Source organism: Deinococcus sp. YIM 77859 (genome assembly GCF_000745175.1).
Lineage (GTDB): Bacteria > Deinococcota > Deinococci > Deinococcales > Deinococcaceae > Deinococcus.
This window is the reverse complement of the sequence record NZ_JQNI01000002.1, coordinates 1400001-1418801: the sequence shown is the minus strand read 5'-3', so window position 1 is coordinate 1418801 and position 18801 is coordinate 1400001. Positions and strand designations below refer to the sequence as shown.

Annotated in this window: 13 protein-coding genes (1 of these 13 cut by a window edge); 7 read left to right on the top strand and 6 right to left on the bottom strand. The window is 68.7% G+C overall.

From position 1 onward, the window contains the following. Positions 1-242: 242 nt before the first annotated feature. Positions 243-3149 (bottom strand): phage tail tube protein, encoded by a 2907-nt coding sequence (locus EI73_RS16515; RefSeq protein ID WP_034385461.1) that lies wholly within the window; start codon positions 3147-3149, stop codon positions 243-245. 525 nt (positions 3150-3674) lie between these two features. Beyond that, positions 3675-4070 carry a Holliday junction resolvase RuvX gene (gene ruvX, locus EI73_RS07015; RefSeq protein WP_034385460.1) on the bottom strand — a complete coding sequence of 132 codons (396 nt, stop codon included), beginning with the start codon at positions 4068-4070 and terminating at the stop codon, positions 3675-3677. A gap of 49 nt (positions 4071-4119) precedes the next feature. Here ruvX and EI73_RS07010 point away from each other — a divergent pair, with 49 nt between their 5' ends. The 3 genes from EI73_RS07010 (at position 4120) to EI73_RS07000 (ending at position 6713) form a co-directional block, all read left to right on the top strand. Beyond that, positions 4120-4905: an enoyl-CoA hydratase-related protein gene (locus tag EI73_RS07010; RefSeq protein WP_034385458.1), complete on the top strand. Its 786-nt coding sequence runs from the start codon at positions 4120-4122 to the stop codon at positions 4903-4905. Positions 4906-5034: 129 nt separating this feature from the next. Beyond that, positions 5035-5736 (top strand): M23 family metallopeptidase, encoded by a 702-nt coding sequence (locus EI73_RS07005; protein WP_034387879.1) that lies wholly within the window; start codon positions 5035-5037, stop codon positions 5734-5736. Further along, on the top strand, positions 5733-6713 hold the full coding sequence (locus tag EI73_RS07000) for a PD40 domain-containing protein (RefSeq protein WP_034385455.1): 981 nt from the start codon (positions 5733-5735) through the stop codon (positions 6711-6713). Before EI73_RS07005 ends, EI73_RS07000 begins: the two co-directional genes overlap by 4 nt. A gap of 18 nt (positions 6714-6731) precedes the next feature. Here the strand turns inward: EI73_RS07000 and ilvA are convergent, their stop codons facing one another. Next, positions 6732-8282, bottom strand: coding sequence for a threonine ammonia-lyase, biosynthetic (gene ilvA, locus EI73_RS06995; protein WP_034385453.1), 1551 nt, complete (start codon positions 8280-8282; stop codon positions 6732-6734). 318 nt (positions 8283-8600) lie between these two features. Then, positions 8601-9761, bottom strand: a complete 1161-nt coding sequence (locus EI73_RS06990; RefSeq protein ID WP_034385451.1) for an FAD-dependent oxidoreductase — start codon at positions 9759-9761, stop codon at positions 8601-8603. A gap of 109 nt (positions 9762-9870) precedes the next feature. Here EI73_RS06990 and EI73_RS06985 point away from each other — a divergent pair, with 109 nt between their 5' ends. From EI73_RS06985 to EI73_RS06975, 3 genes are read left to right on the top strand one after another with little or no spacing between them, the layout of a single operon-like run. Further along, positions 9871-11091, top strand: a complete 1221-nt coding sequence (locus tag EI73_RS06985) for a SpoIID/LytB domain-containing protein (RefSeq protein WP_034385448.1) — start codon at positions 9871-9873, stop codon at positions 11089-11091. Next, positions 11081-13849 (top strand): autotransporter outer membrane beta-barrel domain-containing protein, encoded by a 2769-nt coding sequence (locus tag EI73_RS06980; protein ID WP_034385445.1) that lies wholly within the window; start codon positions 11081-11083, stop codon positions 13847-13849. The genes EI73_RS06985 and EI73_RS06980 overlap by 11 nt, the downstream gene beginning before the upstream one ends. Positions 13850-13865: 16 nt before the next feature. Beyond that, positions 13866-14960, top strand: coding sequence for a hypothetical protein (locus EI73_RS06975; RefSeq protein ID WP_034385442.1), 1095 nt, complete (start codon positions 13866-13868; stop codon positions 14958-14960). A 10-nt stretch (positions 14961-14970) separates the two neighbouring features. Here EI73_RS06975 and EI73_RS06970 read toward each other — a convergent pair whose 3' ends face one another. After that, a complete protein-coding gene (locus tag EI73_RS06970) occupies positions 14971-15987 on the bottom strand; it encodes a serine hydrolase (RefSeq protein ID WP_034385439.1) in 1017 nt (338 codons plus the stop codon). 37 nt (positions 15988-16024) lie between these two features. On the opposite strand from EI73_RS06970, the gene EI73_RS06965 reads away from it, so the two are divergent. Beyond that, the gene (locus tag EI73_RS06965) at positions 16025-18118 is read left to right on the top strand and encodes a S9 family peptidase (RefSeq protein WP_034385436.1); all 2094 of its coding nucleotides are present in this window, start codon (positions 16025-16027) and stop codon (positions 18116-18118) included. 62 nt (positions 18119-18180) lie between these two features. Here the strand turns inward: EI73_RS06965 and EI73_RS06960 are convergent, their stop codons facing one another. Continuing rightward, positions 18181-18801, bottom strand: partial view of an asparaginase gene (locus tag EI73_RS06960; RefSeq protein ID WP_034385434.1) — the 3' portion only. It continues 369 nt past the right edge of the window; only the last 621 of its 990 coding nucleotides appear in the window; the start codon falls outside the window, past its right edge; the stop codon is at positions 18181-18183.

Here is an 18801-nt window from a genome sequence, read left to right as displayed (position 1 = left end):
CATTACAGCCGACGAGGAGCAAGGTGGTGACCAGCAGAAACCTCTTCATTCTCTTTACTTTATGCAAACTTTTAGAGCCTTCCATGAAGAAACTAGCAATGTTACTCATATTACATACTTCTGTTTTGTCTTCCTGCAGAGAGGAGCCGAGAAAGGTTGCTGTGCCGCTCGTAGATGGCAGGGAAATAGCCCATAACAAGAAAGGGAACGCGTGCGCGTTCCCTTTGCGAGGAGCTTGAACTTTAGCGAACGGAGGTCGGCTCGGCGCTGGTCGCGCTGTAGGTGGTGCCGCTCGCCACGCCCCGCGTGACCCACACGTAGTTGGTGGAGTACAGGTTGTTGCCCGTATTGGGGTTTGTCGTCGGCACAGCCGGGGAAACCGAGACGTTCTCGTGAACGACGAAGAACGCAGCACCGGGGGGCAGCGCACGGGTGATGTTGAGCACCTGCTCGCCACCCGCGTTGCTGGTGATGGTGTAGTCCGCGCCCTGGTTAAGCTGGACCGCCGTCGCGTTGTTGTAATCGGACACCACAGCACCGGTGACTGGGTCACGCTGCGGCGTAGGATCGAAGTACACGCGGGTGGCGGTTGGGTTGTTGAACAGGCCGTCACCCGGGTTGACGCTACCATCACCACTCGGGTCACCATCCACGACACCCGTCTGCGCACCGAAGGCGTACGAGATGGTGCTGTTGCCCACCGTTTCGTTGGACGCGACTTCGTTGGACAGAACGCTCACGTAGGTGGTGCGGCCGTCGGCGTTGGCACCGTTGTTGCGGGTGATCGGGTCGACCGTGTCGGTGAGCTGCGTCTGGAGCGCGACGTTGGTCTGCACGAACACGCAGTCGCGGGCGCTGTTGGGCGTGAAGTTGGGGTTGAACGTGGGCACGAAGGTCGCCACGTTGCAGTAGGTACCGCCCGCACCCAGCGGGATGGTGCTGTTCACCGTGAGAACCAGGGTGCCATTCGCAGGGATGGTGACGTTGCCAGTGCTGACCGCGTTGTTGGCGGAGGTCACCGCAACGGCGGGGTTGCCATTCACACTGTAGGTGGCCCCACTGAAGGTCACGTAGCCGTTGTTGCTGTTGTTGAAGCCCAGCGTGTCGTTGACGTTGACCGTGATGGGGGTGTAGGTCGAGGGGTTGCGGACCGTGATGGTGCTCGTGTACCCCTGACCCGGGCGCAGGACACGCGGGTTGTTGGTCTTGGTGATGGTGGGCGTGACGACCACAAGGCAGGCCTCGTTGGAGGTCGGGGCAGTGCCGAAGCTAACTTCGCCGGTGGTTGCCACGTCGCAGTACTGGCCGTCCGCGCTGGCCTGCACGTTGAAGGTAAAGGTCTGGGAATCGCCGGGAGCCAGGATGATCGGCGTCGCGGGATCCCAGGTGATGCTGTCGCCCGTGACCACACCACCCGCGCTGGGGTTGCTGACACTGTAGTTGGGGTCGTTGGTGGTGGGAGGAACGGGAGCCCCATTCACGCGGCTGAGGAATTCGCTCACGCCATCGAAGGTGCCGGTTGCGTTGCCGTTGTTCCGGACGGTGATGGTGACCGGGACGCTCTGGCCAGCAGAAGCCACGGCCGTGGTCGCGCCGTTTGCAAAGGTCTTGGTGATGGTGAACTGCGGCGCGGTAAAGATCGCACAGGCCTCATCAGCAAGGTTGACATTGTCGAAGGCGCCGAAGAAGGGCGAGTTGTAGCTGGTGATGACGCCGGTGTCGCAGTACGCACCAGGAGCGTCGGCATCAACCGTGAAGCGGAAGATGCGGGCTTCACCTTCGTCCAGCTCGTCGATGGTGTAGTCGAAGCCGTCGGCCCCCTCAGCCACCGGGATGCTGTCAACGACAGTGCCATTCTCGTCAAGGACCTGTACCGTGCCGCCAACGATGGCGTAATCGTCGGCGTTCCCCAGATTGAGCAGGTCGCTGACGTCAATATCCGTCGCAATGCCGCCGTTGTTACGGACCTCGATGTCCAGGGTGACCGTTCCACCGGTGACAGATACGACGCCGTTGTTGTCACCGTCGCTATCGGTAACGATGCGCTTGTCGATCGTCAGCTCGGGGCGCGGCGCGAAGTACTTGTTCAGGACGGCCTTGTCGATCTCGATGCCGTCGATAAAGGCCACGGCCACCACTTCCGCCGCTGCGTAGTCGCGGTTGGCGAACAGGGTGGTCCAGGTGAGGCCGTTGACGTTGGCGCTGGTCACGCCGGTGGCGTTGTTCAGCGGGTAGGTGTTGTTGCTGGCCGGGAAGGGCAGGTTGCTGCCACCCACGTAGTTGGTGATGGTGTCGGCCTGCTTGGCGTTCGCGCTGATGGAGAGGGGCTGCGCTACGCTAGGGGGCGTGATGCCGCCCGTGAAGCCCGTGTCGTTGCCGCCGTCGTCGGCTGCACCAAAGATCACGGCTCCCTCACTGCCAGCGAGGAAGGCGGCCAGAGCTGCCTGCTGCTCGGGCGTCAGCTCATCCCCTTCGTCAACGTCCTCGAACAGCTCCGCGTAGTCGGGGGCACCCGTAATGTTCCAGCGCACCGTCGCGCCCGCAACCGGGTACACGTTGCCGTCGGCGGCACGGTAGCCCACGTAAGCTACGGCGAGGTTCTGGGTACGGTCGGGGGCGACTTCGATCTGCTCACCGGCAGAGGGCGTGCCGCTGATCGCGTTGGCATCGCTCACAGTCACGCCTCCGGCCTCGTCTTCCAGCCAGGCGTTAAACACAAAGCGGCTGGCGTCGCCGTTCCGGAGGGCTTCCAGGTCAGCGGCGGGGATGGCCGTCAGGGCACCGTTCGCACCGATGTAGTAGACGCCACGGCTGGGGGTGGTACTGGGGTTCTGGGTGAGGTTGGGGGCGGTCACCTGGGTGTTTTGACCCGCCACAATGGTGAAGTTGGCCGTCTGGCTGACGTAGCCTTCGCGCGAGAAGGTCACCGTGTAGTTGCCGGGAGCCAGGGCGCTGTAGCTGCTGGGAGCAACGTCCGTACCCGCGCTGTTACGCACAACGGCGGTCACCGTGTCCGGCTTCACGATGGTCAGGCTGCCCGTAGTGACGGGATTCTGCGTCTCAGGGGGAGTGGTCACGTTCGGGCCGCCACTGCACGACGCCAGCGTCAGCACACCCGTCAGGGCCAGCAAAGCGATGTTCTTATTCATACTTCCTCCGTTGAGGGGGATTTTCCATCCTGCTTGCTGTCCTCTTGTGTCTGCTGCGTGTGTGGAGTGGACCGGAGGCCAGTTGCCGAGTTTCCTGCTCCTGTCCGCTCTGTCGCAACCCACGACATAGGGGGCACGTTAAGCGAGGATGTGAATCCTTAGGTGAGTATAGGAATGCCCTCAGGGGGTGTCAACAATGTTTGTTCGCTACAGACGTCAAATTTCCTTCATGAGTTGTAAGAAACCCATCAGCTGATACGTCCTGGGGCGAGCTATTTCCCGCTGCCCACGGGAATTTCCTGTGAGAAAGAGGCCGAGCGCAGGCACGGGCGGTTCCCGTTCTACCGTTAGAAAACCTAACAGAGGCTCCCCAAAGGCAGCCTCTCGGAGATGAGCCCTCTGGGGGCCCTCCATCCTGTTAAGGTATTCCAACTTTATTCTCATCCTCAGGGGAGGAGTTCGAGCTTCTGCATTTTTCGTGTGTCTGTTACGGGGAGCCACGGACGAGGAGTACTTTATCCCCATTCAGGTCTTCCCCAGGAGATACAGTTCTAGAATCTGCACCGCTGCGGCCTCGTCCTCGTCGGCGGCGCCCAGGGCGCGGGCACGCTGGGTGGTGAAGCGTTCGTCCTGGTACTCGACTCGGTACCCCTGTTCCGCCAGCACCCGGCCAAAGGCCCGCACCCGGTCGGCGCTGGGGCTTGGGGCTCCGTCCGTGCGCAGCGGCAGCCCCAGCAGCAGCAGTTCGGCGCCGGTCTCCTCCACCTTCAGGCGTACAGCCTTGAGGTCCAGCGGCAGCCTTTTGCGGGGCACGCTGCCCCGTCCGAACGCGAGGCGACCGGCATTCACCGCAAAGCCGATCCGTGACTTGCTCACGTCCAGCGCCAGGATGAGGGGCAGGGAAGAGGCGGGAGCGGTCATGGGTGCAGTGTAGAGGGCAGGCGCCGGGCGAACGCGGTACGCTTCCCGCATGACCAGCGAACCCGTGATCCTTGTCGAACACCGCGCCGGGGTCCGTACCCTCATCCTCAACCGTCCGGATCGGCTGAATGCGGCCAATGACGCCCTGCTCCTGACGCTCACCGCTGAACTTGAGGCGGCGGACGCGGATCCCAGCGTGCGGGTGGTTGTTTTGACGGGGGCAGGACGCGGCTTTTGTGCCGGTCAGGACCTCGGGGACGTGTCTGGCCGCGACATGACCTTTACGGAGCACCTCCACCGCACGTATAACCCCCTGATCCGCACCATTCGTGGGTTGGGCAAGCCCGTCATCACCGCCGTGAATGGCGTGGCCGCGGGGGCGGGGGCCAGCCTGGCCCTCTCCGGTGATCTCCGGCTGTGGGCAGAGTCGGCCCTTCTCATTGAGGTGTTTTCCAATATCGCGCTCGTTCCCGATTCTGGCAGCACGTGGTTCCTGCCCCGGTTGGTCGGCTACCACCGCGCCTTTGAGCTCATGGCCCTCGCCGAGCGCGTGAATGCCGAGGAGGGCCTGCGCCTGGGCCTGTGCGAGCATGTCTATCCCGACGCCACCTTCCGCGAAGAGGTGCAGGCCTACGCCGAACGGCTCGCCGCGCGCCCCGCCCATGCCCTCAAGCTCACCAAGCAGGCGCTGAATGCCGCTCTGACCAGCACGCTGGATGAGGCGCTCGACCGGGAAGCCGAGCTTCAGCAGCTCGCCGGGGACCACTGGGAACACGAGGAGGGCGTGACGGCCTTTAGGCAGAAGCGCCCGCCGCAGTTCGTGCGGGGAGAATAGAGGGGGAGAGGCTCCCCATACCGTTGCGGCGACAGTGCCCGCCCGCTCACCGCCTGTAAGCCCCCGCACCGTCTTTTGCCTCAAGCCGGGTCAGCATCGTGCATGTTGCTCAAGGGAGCGTGGCTCAGGATGGGAGGCGTGTCTCTCCTGCTGTCAGCGGCAGCGCTCGCGCACTACGCACCCGCCTTGCCAGACAGCGTCATTGCCAGGCCTGCGCGGCAGTTCGGGTTGCCGTTCGGGGGAGCGCCGGGGCCAGACACCTGGCTGCTGGGACAGGGGTACGGGAACACGACGGGCGCGTACCGGCAGCGGCGGAGCACCTACGGGAACCTCCAGGGGCTCCACGCGGGGCTGGATTTCAGCGCCCCCTGCGGGACGCCCGTCCTCGCCATCGGGGACGGAGTGGTGGCGGAGGTGGACGGTCCGCACGGCAGCCCGCCCCATAACGTAGTGATCGACCACGCGGGGAACCTCAGCAGCCTGTACGGACACCTGCGGGTGCGGTCGGGGCTGCGGGTGGGGCAGCGGGTGAAGCGCGGGGAGCCCATCGGGGAGAGCGGCGACTCGCAGGGAACGTGCGTGAGCGCGCCTCACCTGCACCTCGAACTGCGCGACCGCTCGCACCAGCGCCTCTTTAACCCGGTGCCCTACATCGCGGCAGACTGGGACTCGCTCGCCTTGGCAGGCAGTTTTGGCCGGGGCTACGAGTACGACCTCGCGGCTCCCCGCAAATGGCAGACGCCGGAATCACAGCCGGAAGTGCGCCGGGGTGGTCCCCTCCTCAACGAGTTTCCGCGGCCCTGGCCGCCTGCGCCGGGAGGAGCACGGTGAGGCGGGTTTTGGCCCTGACCCTCGCCCTGGGGACTTCGGTCCTTGCGGCAACCCTGCCCTCCCGCGCCGTGCTGAGTGGCGCCTGCTGTCCGGGGGCGGTGTGGACGCCGGACTCGCGGGCGCTGCTGTTCCTGGACGGACCACCTGCGCGCGCCTCGACCGGCATCTACCAGGTGCCCGCCGCGGGCGGGCCGGTCACCCGGCGGTTTTCCAGCGTCGCCTTTTTCTCGCCGCGCCTGCTGTGGGCCGTGCGGCCCGGCTCGGGGGCGAGCACCACCGTGGAGCGCCTGGCAGACGGTCGGAAGTTTACCCTGCCGACGTACGGTGCGGACGTGATCTGGAACCGTGCCGAAACGCAGCTGGCCTACACGCGCACGGACACGACCGGCAACTTTGACCGCCGCACGACACGGGTCTTTGTGGCGGACGTTTTCGGGGCCCCCCGCTCGGTCGCGACCGTGTTCGGTGGGGGGGTCGTCGGGTGGGTGAATGACCGCACCCTTCTGCTGACCGGCAAGCGCAACCCGGCGGACCGGGACCGTGACCTCTTCACCCTGGACACCCGCACGGGGGCGCGGGGCACCCTCGCTTCCGCCCTCTCCTTTCGCGGGCTCAGCCTGAGCCCGGATGGGGCGTGGGTGGCCTACTACGTCGCCTTTGACTCGCCCGCCCGCAACGGCCTGTGGCTGCGGCCTGCGGCGGGCGGCGCGGCCAGGAAGCTCACCCCGTTCGGCGCCTACCGCTGGCGCGACGAGCGTCGTCTTCTCCTGATCCCCCTTATGCCCGATGGCAGCCCACATGTTCTGCGCGAGTACGACGTGCGGGCGAATGCCTGGCGTACCCTTGGTGACCTGGGCGACCAGGTGCGCCAGGGTGACTGGTCGGTCAGCCCCGACGGACGCAGGCTGGCGTACCTCAGCGCGCGGGACGGAAACGTGCGGGTGGTGGAGCTGCCGAAGGAAGGCGCCAGGGAGTAGGTCTGAGGGTTGGGCCCCTCACGTCAGAAACAGCCGGTATGCCGCGTTCTCCGTCATGTCCTGCGCCGGGTAGCCCAGCCCCGCCAGGAAAGCGGCGAACTCGGGCAGGTCGGTGTCTGGGACTTGGATGCCCGCGAGGACGCGGCCGTGAGCGCTGCCGTGGTTGCGGTAGTGAAAGAGGCTGATGTTCCAGCGGCCATGCAGGTGCGTGAGGAACTCCAGCAGCGCCCCGGGCCGCTCGGGGAAGGTAAAGGCGTACACCCGTTCGTCGGTCGCCTCGGGGGCACGGCCGCCCACCATGTGCCGCACGTGGACCTTGGCGAGTTCGTCCCCCGAGAGGTCGGTCACGGCGTACCCTTGGGCGCTGAGGGCCTGCACGAGTTCAGTTCGTTCGGCCGGGTGCCGGAGCTGCACCCCGACAAAGATGCGGGCCTCGTTGCGGGGCGCGTAGCGGTAGTTGAATTCGGTGATGGCGCGGGGACCAACCACCTCGATAAAGGCGCGAAAGGCCCCGGGCCGCTCGGGGATGGTGACGGCCAAGACCGCTTCCCGCTGCTCGCCGATCTCGGCGCGTTCGGCCACGTGGCGCAGGCGGTCAAAGTTCAGGTTGGCGCCGCTGGTCACGGCGATCAGGGTTTCTCCCCGCAGGCCGCGTTCCCCCACGTACCGCTTCAGGCCCGCCACGGCGAGTGCTCCGGCGGGCTCCATCACCGCGCGGGTGTCGTCAAACACGTCCTTGATGGCGGCGCACACCTCGTCGGTGTTCACGGTGATCCAGTCGTCCACGTAGCGGCGAGTCAGGTCAAAGGTGTAGCGGCCCACCTGCCGCACGGCCACCCCGTCCACAAAGATGCCCACCTGCGACAGGCTCACCCGTTCCCCTGCCTGAAGACTCTGGTACATCGCGTCGCTGTCGTCCGGCTCCACGCCCACGACGCGGAGGTCGGGCCGCAGCGCCTTGAGCACGGCCGCGACGCCCGCGATCAGGCCACCGCCGCCCACGGGCACAAACACCGTGTACGCGCCCGGCGTGTCCACCTGCCGCAGCAGTTCCAGCGCGACCGTGCCTTGCCCGGCCAGCACGTACGGGTCGTCGTAGGGGTGAATGAAGGTGAGGCCGCGTTCGCGCTGGAGGGCATAGGCGTGGGTCTCGGCGTCGCTGAAGGAGTCCCCGCAGAGGATCACCTCTGCACCCCGGCGGCGGCACGCCTGCACCTTGATCTCGGGCGTGGTCGCGGGCATCACGATCACCGCCCGCACGCCGAGCTGCGCCGCAGCAAAGGCCACCCCCTGCGCGTGGTTGCCCGCCGAGGCGCAGATCACGCCCCGAGCTGCCTCCTGCGGCGTGAGCTGGCTCATGCGGTTAAAGGCGCCGCGCAGCTTGAAAGAAAAGATGGGCTGCTGGTCTTCGCGCTTGAGCCACACCGCGTTGCCGGTGCGGGCGGTGAGCCCCGGCGCGGCGCTGAGGGGCGTTTCAACCGCCGCGCGGTAGACCTTGCTGGTCAGCGCCAGGCGCAGCACGTCCTGTGCGCTGAGGGTGCCCGGCTTGAACTCCTGTGTGTGCGTCATGGGTTCCCCGCTCTCCCAGAAAAAGCCCCCGCGGTGGGTGCGGGGAGCGTGCAGCGCGCAGGCTGGAAGCGTTACTCCCCAAACCTGCGAATAATTCGCGCCGCCTTCATGGGAGCAGGATAGGTGGGGGGCGGCGAGGGGGAGGGTGGTGTGGGTAGACAAATGGGGGCAGGGGAAGCGGCGCTGCGCTGGGCAAGAGTCGTCCCGGACGGTAGAAGCTTGGCGGCCTCGCCCATGTTTCTGCCTGGAAAGCAGAGCGGGAAGGCGGGAATGGTGGGAAGGGCGTGACAGAGATGGGAGGGGGTGGCCGCCGCCAGGCTACCCCGACCGTCCCCACGGCCGCCCTCCTCTACCGGCCACCGTTGCGGCGAGGTCATAGGCCACGGCGAGGCCCAGCGTGTCCGCCAGCGGTCCACCGAGGAGGAGGTGAACGCCTTCGGTGAGTTGCTGGTGGAGGGGCGGCGTATCTGTTCGTCCGTGCGGCAGGGCCAGCCACGCGCCGGGCACGTCCGCGAGGCTATGGCCGACTTCGAGCGCCTCCGAGGCGAGGGGGGGAAGGGCGTCCATCAAGCGGATCAGGTCTTCGAGCGTTTCCCGGCGCAGGCCGACGGGCACGCCGGTGAGGCGGCCGCCCGTCGGGAGGTACCCGTGCGGGTCGCGGTGGTGGATGGGCGGAATCAGGGTGAAGCCGCCGTGCTGCGGACGCAGGGTGAGGCCGCCCGCACGCAGGACGGGCGTCGCGTCGTCACTGGGCGTGTTCAGTCGGGGCGTCTGCCGGTAGGCGCGGCCGTGCGCTGTGTGAAGGCCCAGGTCGTGTTCAGCGGCGTGCGGGCCTTCGGCGCCCATCGCCACGATCACCACCTCCGCCCGCAGCTCGCGCGTCTCGTGCGTGACGATCTGGTGGGTGTTCGTGACGGTCAGGCGGTCGAGCCTCAGGCCGCCGGGCACGAGGTGCGCGTGGGTATTGAGCAGGAGGTCGGCCCCCGCCCGCACCGCTTCCTGCCCGCAGGCGAGGGCGAGTGCGCCGGGGCGAAAGGTCACGGCCGCCTCATCCAGCTCGGCCCAGGGCAGGGCCTGCGGATTGAGCAGGGGGGCGGCCTCCGGAAAGCGGGTCAGGACGGCGGGTGTAGGAACACGGCCTGGTCCCTCCTCCCCGTGCAGGCTCAGCAGGGGGCGCGGCTGGAACTGCACGGTTCCGAAGCCTCCTGCCACCTGGGCCCGCACCCACGCCGCCTCCGCCTCGCGTCCGCTCGGCACGTCCAAGGTGGTCCACACTCCCGGAGCGAGAATCGTGGCTCCTTCCTCGTTCGGGAGGCCCCCCCGCTCGACGAGCAGGAGACGCAGCCCCGGCGCGAGCTGCCGCAGAAACAGCGCGCAGGCTGTGCCCAGGCGCCCTGCCCCCACGACCACCACGTCGTACGCCTCCTCCGTGAATGTCTGCCCGACGTGGGCCCAAACCCGCCCGCTGCCTCCGGTCATGGGTGCATGATGCCGCGTGAAGGAGGCTGAGGGCTGCCCGCTGAACGCTCTCCCTCTCACCTTCCTGTCAGGCGGCATACAGAGGTGCCCCCGTATACTCGCGGGGCACATGCGCACACTGATGTTGATGCTGGCGCTCTCTGCGGGCGCACTTCCCGTGGCCCGGGGGCTGAATGTCCGGGTGCTTGTGGCCAGCGGCCCGGAGGTGACGGTGCGCCTGCCGGTGACGCCGCTGAACCCGCCGGCCTCGCCCCTCGCGCCTGCTCCGGTGGTGGTGCCGCAGCCCTTCAGCGAGAACACCTGGACCGTGGGCGTGCGCGGCGGCGTGCTCACACTGAACGGGCAAGACGCGGGGAGCACCACGCTGTACCTGCCGCCCAGTCCCGGAAGCATGGTGACCATTGCGGGCAAGACCTACCGCGGCGGTGTGCTGCTGCGTGCGGCGCAGGGGAGCGTGCAGGCGATCAACGTGGTCGACGTGGAGGACTACCTGCGTGGCGTTGTCCCCGCCGAGATGCCGCCGAGCTGGCCTGCCGCTGCGCTGGCCGCTCAGGCGGTGATCGCCCGGACGTACGTGGCGGCGCGGGTCAACCCCGCCCAGCCCTACGACACCTGCGCGACCGAGAGCTGCCAGGTGTACCGCGGCGTCGCCGCCGAACAGGCGAGTGCGGACGCCGCGATTCAGGCCACCGCCGGACAGGTCGTCGCCTACGGGGGCAAGCCCGCCAGCACGTACTTTTCCAGCGATTCCGGGGGCTACACCGCGTCGAGCGCGGAGGTGTGGGGCCGCGACCTGCCCTACCTCCCCGCCAAGGCCGACCCGTACTCGGCGGGTGGTCCCCGCGCCCGCTGGCGGCTGGAAGTGGCTGCGGCGCAGGTGCAGGCCGCGGCTGCCCGTTTTCGGGTACGGGTCGGCACGCTGCGGGACGTGCGCGTAACTCGGACCAGTGAGTCCGGGCGGGCACAGGAGGTCACCCTGACGGGCAGCGGGGGCACAGCGCGCCTGACCGGTACGGATGCGGGCAGCTTCGTGCGGGCGCTGGGAGCGGCGAGCAGCCGCGCAACCCTCAGCGGTCCGGTCGGCCCCACGACGCCGCTGGTGGTGGAGGGCTCAGGAGCAGGGCATGGCGTGGGCCTCTCGCAGTACGGGGCGCTGGGGCTGGCCCGGCAGGGACAGGACCACCTGCACATCCTGGGCTTTTATTATCCGGGCACGGCGCTGAGCCTGCTCGCTGAGGCTCCTGGTACGGGCCGACCCGTGCTGGCGCAGCTGCGGCCGCTGCCCACGCGCCCGGCTCTCCTCGCGCTGACGGGGCGTCATGGCGAGTAGGAATGTCGGGAGGCGGCGGCGGGCGCTGGTGGCGCTGTCCTCGCTGGTGGGGCTCTGCGCACTCGGGGACGCGGCGGCCCGGACCGTGCGGATCGTGCAGGCGCAGGCGCTCGAACTGCGCCGCCTGGACGGGCAGGAACTCGTCATCATCAGCGGGGGCGAGGCGGGCACGCCCGTCGAGCTGCGGGTGGATGACGATCTGGTGCGCGCAGCGCGGGTCGAGTACAACCGCACCCGCCGCACGCTGACGCTCGTGGGGGCAGCCACCTACCGCACCGCCAAGGACGGCCAGACCCTGCAGGGTGAAAACCTGGTCGTGGACCTCGCGGCAGAACAGCTGACCGGCGAGGACGTCCTGATCAGCGACGGCGACATCGAGATTCGCGGCAGCGAGGTGGAACGCATCCCCGGGCAACTGCGCGCGACGGGCGGCTACTTCACCCCCTGCGCGAAGTGCGGCCGCACCCCCAATGACTACGCCTTCCGCGCCGAGCGGCTGATCGTGTATCCCGGTGACCGGCTGGTCGCGTACCGAGCGCAGTTCCTGCTGGTCGACGTGCCGGTGCTGTACCTGCCCGTCGTGGTGATTCCGCTCAATGACCCCGAGCGGCAGCCGCGCCTGGCGGTGGGCCAGAGCAGCCCGGACGGCCTGACCGTCGAGGCGGACCTGCCCTTTTCCATCGGTGCGAGCACGCTGGGCACCACCCTGCTGCGCTACTACGAGAACCGTGACCCCAGCCTTGGCCTGGGCGTGGCGCTGCGGTCCTACGCGCCGCTGCCCTTTGTGGACCGGGTGAACCTCTATACGCTGGCGAATCCCAAACCGTTTGCCGCGGACGGCACCCGCTCGGTGGGGTACGACGTGGACCTTGACTTCAGCGTGCGGGGCCGCGTGCCCCTCGCGCTGGCCGTGCGCGACCTGGACTACCGCCTGAACGTGAATCGGCGCGATATCGGCCGCTCCCCGACGGATCCCGAACGGGGCGTGACCCGGGTGGACTTCAGCGCGAACGTCGAGTACCCCCTCTTCAGCGCGCAGCTCAACTACCTCGACCGCTACGGCCCGGAACCGAGGGCGGCCCTCACGACGCCCCTCAGGCAACCGGAAGTCGTGGTGGATCCCAAGCCCTACACCCAGGGGAACTTCAGCGCCGACTTCAAGGTCACGGCGGGCCTGTATACCGCGCAGAGTAATCCCCTCTCGCGCAGCGCCTCCCTGCAGGGGGTCAACATCACGACCACCCGGCTGGAAGAACAGCACACCCTGACGTACAGCGCGCAGCCGTGGCGGAACGCAGACCTCACGCTGCGCAATACCTTTACCGGGCGGTACTACGGGACCGGGGCACGGACGGTGCAGCTCGACCTGGGCGCGCAGCTCACGCAGCGGTTCAACGTCACGAACACCTTCACGGTCCGCTCCAACTACCTCCGGATCGAGGGGACCAGTCCCTTCGCGTTCGACGCCCTGCGTGGGCGGGTGCTGAGTGCGCCCCTGACCCTGGAGCTGAACACCGTGCCGGTGCCGGACGTGACCTTTGGCGTCTCGTACACCCGCGACCTGTTCTTGCCCTGGAATCAGCAGGCCCCCGCCACCTTCCGCCTCAACGTGAACCGGGCGCCGGTCAACCTCACGTACAACCTGTCACACAATTTCGCCACCCAGGAGCTGGAGAGCACCTCCTTTAACCTCACCCTGGGGGACGGTGGGCGCTCGGCCACGCCGGTCACGCCCCGTCCCGGCGAGCCGCTGCCCTTTCGCGTCACCTGGCCCGCGCCCAACCTCACCCTCACGGCGAGCGGCGGGTACACCCGCACCGAGGGCTTCCAGCCCTTCACCGTCCGCGCGACCGTCACCGGAGACAACCGCGCGAACAACTTCAGCGTGTACGCCACCCACGATATCCAGACGCCGAGATTGCGGGCCGTGGGGGTGGAATTCAGCGGGGTAGGGCGCACGGATACCGTGCTCAACCCCATCAGTTTCACCGGGCGCGAAAACCTCAACCTGCTCACGCCACGCCTCACGGGCAGCTACAGCCTGACCTGGCGCAGCCTGTACACCGTCTCGCACGCGCATGACCTCGCGCTGGAACAGGCCGAGACCGTGAAGGAAAGCGGCACCATGAGCTTCAGCGTGGGCACCGCCGCGGGCCGCGCGACGAACTGGCAACTCACCTACGGCGGCCCGTACGACCTGCGGCGGGGCGGCTTCACGCGGCCCACGGTGACGGGCAACCTCACCGCCTCCCGCCCGGGGCAGCGCCTGGCCCTCTCGGCGGTGGTGAATACGCCCGGCCTTGACCAGCCGCGCACCGAGCTCGCCCGCGCGGACGTGAATGCCGAGTGGCAGTTTGGGACGCGGGTGGCCCTCTCTGGCCGCGCCGCCTACACCCGCAGCCGCACGGGCACCTATCCGGGCGACATCGCGACCGACACCCTGATTCTTGATCCGCTGCGGGTTGGGATCGCCCTGGGCAACGGGCCCCGACCCGGCGCGTACCTCACCGGCAGCCTGCGGCAGACCTTGACCTGGCGGGACGGCGAGCGGCTGAACCCCGCGCCCCTTGCGCCGGTGATCGGTCTCACCATCGACCGCTGCTGCTGGGCGCTTCAGGCGGAGATCGACCTCAGCCTTCAGCGCTACCGCCTCGGCATCAGCCTGCCCGGCAGCACCCAGTATCCCCTCTTCGAGTACGGCACGGGGGGCCTGAATGTGCCCCTGCTGCCCGGCACGCTCAACCCCGGTAACCGCTGATCCCCGGAGGTCCCCCATGAACCGCCTGCCTCTCCTGCCCTTCGCCGCCCTGCTCCTCGCCGCCTGCACCGGCACCGAGGAGGGCACGCTCCCCGTTCGCCTCGCAGTCCTGACGGACGGGGGAGCGACCCTGCGGGCCGTCACCACCCGCGGCACCGGCGTGCAGCCCGTCCCGGTCCCCGACGACCCCGACCCCATCAGCGTGAATGGCGGCGTGGCCCTCGGCACGCTGCCCGGCGGCAAGCGGTTTGCCCTCACCCTGACGGGGGGCATCGAGAGCCGCGCCGTGAACCTGGCGGACCCACAGCCCTTTGCCGCGCCCTTTGACGTTCCCGGCTTCAGCCCGCCCTGTCTGAAGACGACGGTCCTGAATGCCCAGCGTGACCGCCTCCTCACCCTCAGCGAGTGCGAGAACGGGCGGCAGCAACTCGCCCTGTACCGCACGGACGGAACGCTGGTCTGGCGCGCTCTTCCGCCCGTCGCGTATGTCCCCACCGATCCCGACGCGCCCCCGACGCGCCTTGCCCTGACCCGCACGAATAACGTGGATATCGCCATTGTGGCCCGCCCCGCTCTGGGCGGCGGGAGCGAGGTGCTGCGCGTGGCGTCGGAAACGGGGAGGGAGGTGGCCGACGTCAGCGACCCGGTTCCCACCCCGGCCATCCGCGACCTCGCCCCCGCGAGTAGCGGCGTGATCTATGCCGCCACCGACGCGGGCATTCAGCCCCTGACGGAGACCGGGGTGCCCAACGCGCAGGCGGCGCTCGCGGCCTTTGGAACAGGGCGGGTAGACCGGATCTGGACCTCGGTGGGCAGTGGCGTTGGCGGCAGCCTGATCGCTGCCTGGCGCGACACCGCCCTGAGCGGCGGGGGCAGCGAGCCCCTGCGCCTTTGGGACGCTGCGGGCGGCCGCACGAGCGCCGTGACCGTCGTCAATGTGGCCGAGCTGCGCGACGTGACCTTTGCTCCGGACGGCAACCTCTATGCCCTCACCCGCACGGCCCTCACCAGCTACGACGTCCTCTTCGGCCTCAGCCAGGGCAACTGGCGTGCGACGACGCTCCTCTACAACCTCAGCGGTGGCCAGGCGGTGACCTGGCTGGTGCCGTGAGAGGCTGCCCTCACGCCCGAGCGCCCAGAACCGTCAGCAGCGCTCCCGGCACCGCGCCCCGCGCGCCCAGCAGCGGAAGGCCGCCGCGCACGAGCAGTGTAAGCACCGCCCCATCCGCCGAGCGAAAGCCCAGGGCGGTGCGGGTGCCGCGGGCAACGCCGTCGTGCCACCACACGCCGCGGGTCTGGAACCAGCCGGGCGCCACACCGGTGAGGTGCGGGGGCAGGCCGGGCGGACGGATGACGGCCTGCTCGTCCGTTCCGGCCCGGCCTTCGAGGTGGGCCTGGCCGAAGGCGAGGAGGTCCGCGGCGGTGCCGAAGAGGCCCCCCGCGCCCACAAGCGGTCCGAAGCCCGTCACGCCCTCCCCGAAGAGGGTGGCGGCGGGCGTGACCAGGCGGGCCGGGTGAGGGGAGAGGGTGACATTCTCTAGGCCCAGCGGGCCCGTCACGTACCGCCTGAGCGCTCGCCCGTAGCCCGCCGCGCTGGGCTCCTCGCCCGCTGCGTGCGCGAGGGCGAGCGCGAGGACACCTGCCCCCAGGTTGGAGTAGGTGAAGCGTCCGGCCAAGCGGGCGTTGGCCCAGCGCCGCGCACTCGCCAGGGCCGCCGCTGCGCTCATGCCGCCGTACGGGTCCTGGAAGCGGGTAAAGGTGGTGAGGGCCGCTCGCGCGGGATGGGGCGGCAGCCCTGCCGTGTGGGTCGCGAGTGCCCGCACCGTCACAAAGGGTGGAAAGCCGCGCAGGGGACCGCCCAGGACCGCCAGGGGGAGGTCCCACGCCAGCCGCCCCTCCCGCACGAGGGCCGCCGCGAGGGCCGCGGTAAAGGGCTTGGTCACGCTGGCGAGCTCGAAGATCCCCCCTGCGGGCACGCCTCCCAGCCCGGCGAGGGCCACCCTTTCCCCTCGGGCCGCCCCCAGCAGGCCGCCTTGCCGCAGCGCGGCCTGCAGCAGCGGCCGGGCCGCACGCAGGTCCTGGCCCAGCACGTCCGCGACCTCCCCAAGGGCGCGGCGCAGGGGATCACGGCGAAACATGCCCCAGGGTAGCGCCCTGGTCCTGCTACGCTCAGGCATGACCGCACCCCGCGCCGCGAAAAAACCCCTGACCCATGACCTGCACGGCGAGTCCCGTCCCGACGATTACCACTGGCTCAAGACCCAGGGCAGGGCGGACCCCGAGGTGCTTGCCTACCTGAGAGCCGAGAATGCCTACCTGGACGGGGTGATGGCGCCGCTGCGGGAGACGCAGGAGGCGATCTACACAGAACTCCTCTCGCACGTGCAGGAAGACGACGATCAGCCGCCCGTCCGCGAGGGAGACTGGCTGCACTTCACCCGCACCGTGGCGGGCAAGGCCCATCCCATCTTCCTGCGCCGTCCGGCAGCCGGAGGAGACGAGGAGGTGCTCCTTGACCTCAACGCGCTGAAGGAGGAAGAAGGCCATACCAACGTCTGGGTGTACGCGACCCGCCCCAGCCCGGACGGGCGCTTCTGGGCCTACCTGCTGGACACCACTGGGCAGGAGGTGTTCGAGCTGCGGGTGCTCGACACGCGGACGGGGCGGCTGGCCGAAGAACCCCTCAGGGCCGTGGGGGGCTGGACCCTCGAGTGGACCGCGGACGGCACGGGGCTGATCTATGCCACCGACGACGCGACCCAGCGCCCCTACCGCATCTGGCGGCACACCCTGGGTCAGGCGCAGGCTTCGGACGACCTGCTGTGGCAGGAAGATGACCCGACCTTCCGGGTGGGGGCAAGCCTCGCAGAAAACGGCGGGTCCATCCTGATCGGCAGCGAGGCGGGGATCACCTCCGAATGGCACGCGCTGGACGCCCGCGACCCACAGGCCCGGCCCCGCCCCATCCTGCCCCGTGAGCCCGGGGTGGAATACGCCGTGACCGATGGTGGTGACCACTGGCTCGCCCTCACCAACCAGGGCGGTGCCACCGAGTTCCGCTTGGTGCGCCTGCCGAAAACGGCGGGACTCACCTGGGCGGACGCCGAGGCGGTGATGCCCTACGACCCCGGGCGGCACCTGACGGAAATGCACCTGTTCCGTGGCCACCTCCTGGTGTCCGGGCGAGAGGGCGGCTTCACCCGTTTGTGGGTGCTGCCCCGCACGCCGGAGGGCTACGGCCCGGCCCGGCGCGTCGAGTTTCCGGAGGAGAGCTACACCGTTCGCATTGGACCCAACCACGTCTTTGAGACGACCTCCGCCCGCATCCTCTACACCAGCCTCACCCGGCCCACGGAACACCTCGACCTCGATCTGAATACCCTTCAGACCACGCTCGTCAAAGCCACGCCCGTCCCGAACTACGACCCCGCGCAGTACGTGGCCGAGCAGGTGTGGGCCACCGCAGAGGATGGCGAGCGGGTACCGGTCAGCCTGGTGCGCCGCCGGGATACCGCGCCTCCCGCGCCCACGCTGCTGTACGGCTACGGCAGCTACGGCATTGCCCTGGACCCCGGGTTCAGCCTGACCCGCCTCCCCCTCCTTGACCGTGGGTGGGTGTGGGCGGTCGCGCACATCCGCGGCGGCAGCGAACTGGGCCGCCGTTGGTACGACGCGGGCAGGCTGGCGCACAAGATGAACACCTTCACGGACTTCATCGCCGCCGCCGAACACCTCCAGAAGAGCGGTGTGGCCTCGGACCTGGTGGCGATGGGCCGCAGCGCGGGCGGTCTGCTGATGGGCGCCGTGTTGAACCTGCGCCCGGAGCTCTTTCGAGCGGCCTTTGTCGGCGTGCCCTTTGTGGACGTGCTGTCCACCATGCTGGATAGCAGCCTTCCCCTCACCACGAACGAGTACGACGAGTGGGGCAACCCGAGCGAGCCCGAGGCCTACGCCACCATGCGCGCCTACAGCCCCTACGACAATCTTCAGGCCCGCGTGTACCCGAACCTGTTCGTCTCGACCGGCCTCAACGACCCCCGCGTTGCCTACTGGGAACCCGCCAAGTACGTCGCCCGCCTGCGCGACCTCGCCCAGCCCGGCAGCGGCGTGATCGTCCTCAAGACGAACCTGGGCGCTGGACACGGCGGCTCCAGCGGCCGCTACGACGCCCTCAACGAACTCGCCGAGGAGTACGCCTTCGCGCTCGCGGCGGTGGAGGGGAAGTTGGAGGGCAATAAAAAAGCCGCCACTTCGGGCGGTGATGGTTAAAAGATAGCGTGGAATGCAGGCCGTGTCAAATTATGCATGCGGATGGTGTTGTGGGGAGCCTCTCACGCCCACTTCAGCGGCACCTCCACCTCCACCGTGCCGACCTCCCGCCCCGCCCAGTTGTGCAGCACGCGAGGGGCAAGGGCGCGCAGCTCCTCCGTGACGGGCCCCCCCAGCGCCGCCAGCACGGCAAGCGCGACATGGGGCCGAGCCCGCTCGCCGCCGTCTTGCACCTTAAAGGCGACACCCAAGGGGCCGTGCGGCGTCTGGCGGAGCGCCATCCCGTAAAAGGCTTCCGCCCCCATCTTGGCGGCGAGGCCTGGAACAAGCGGCATCAGCGTGGTGTCGAGCCGCCCGGGACCAGCGATCAGAAAGGGGTGGGCCGTCATCGCCCGAAAGACCCGCTCGAGCGCGGGGGCCAGTGTCCCGGTGGGGGCGGCCAGCCGCGCAAAGATGCGGGCTGCCCCATGCAGCGGCAGGGCGAAGGCAGGAACGCTACACCCGTCCGTTCCTCCACGAACGTCGTCCAGAGGTACGCCGCCGAGTTCGGCGTGCAATTCTCGGATTCGCACCTGAAGCGGGTGTTCGGGCTCGGTATACCCCTCACGCGGCCAACCGTTGCGCAGGCAGGCAAGGAGCATGCCCGCGTGCTTCCCGGAACAGTTGTGGTGTAGCGGTGTGGG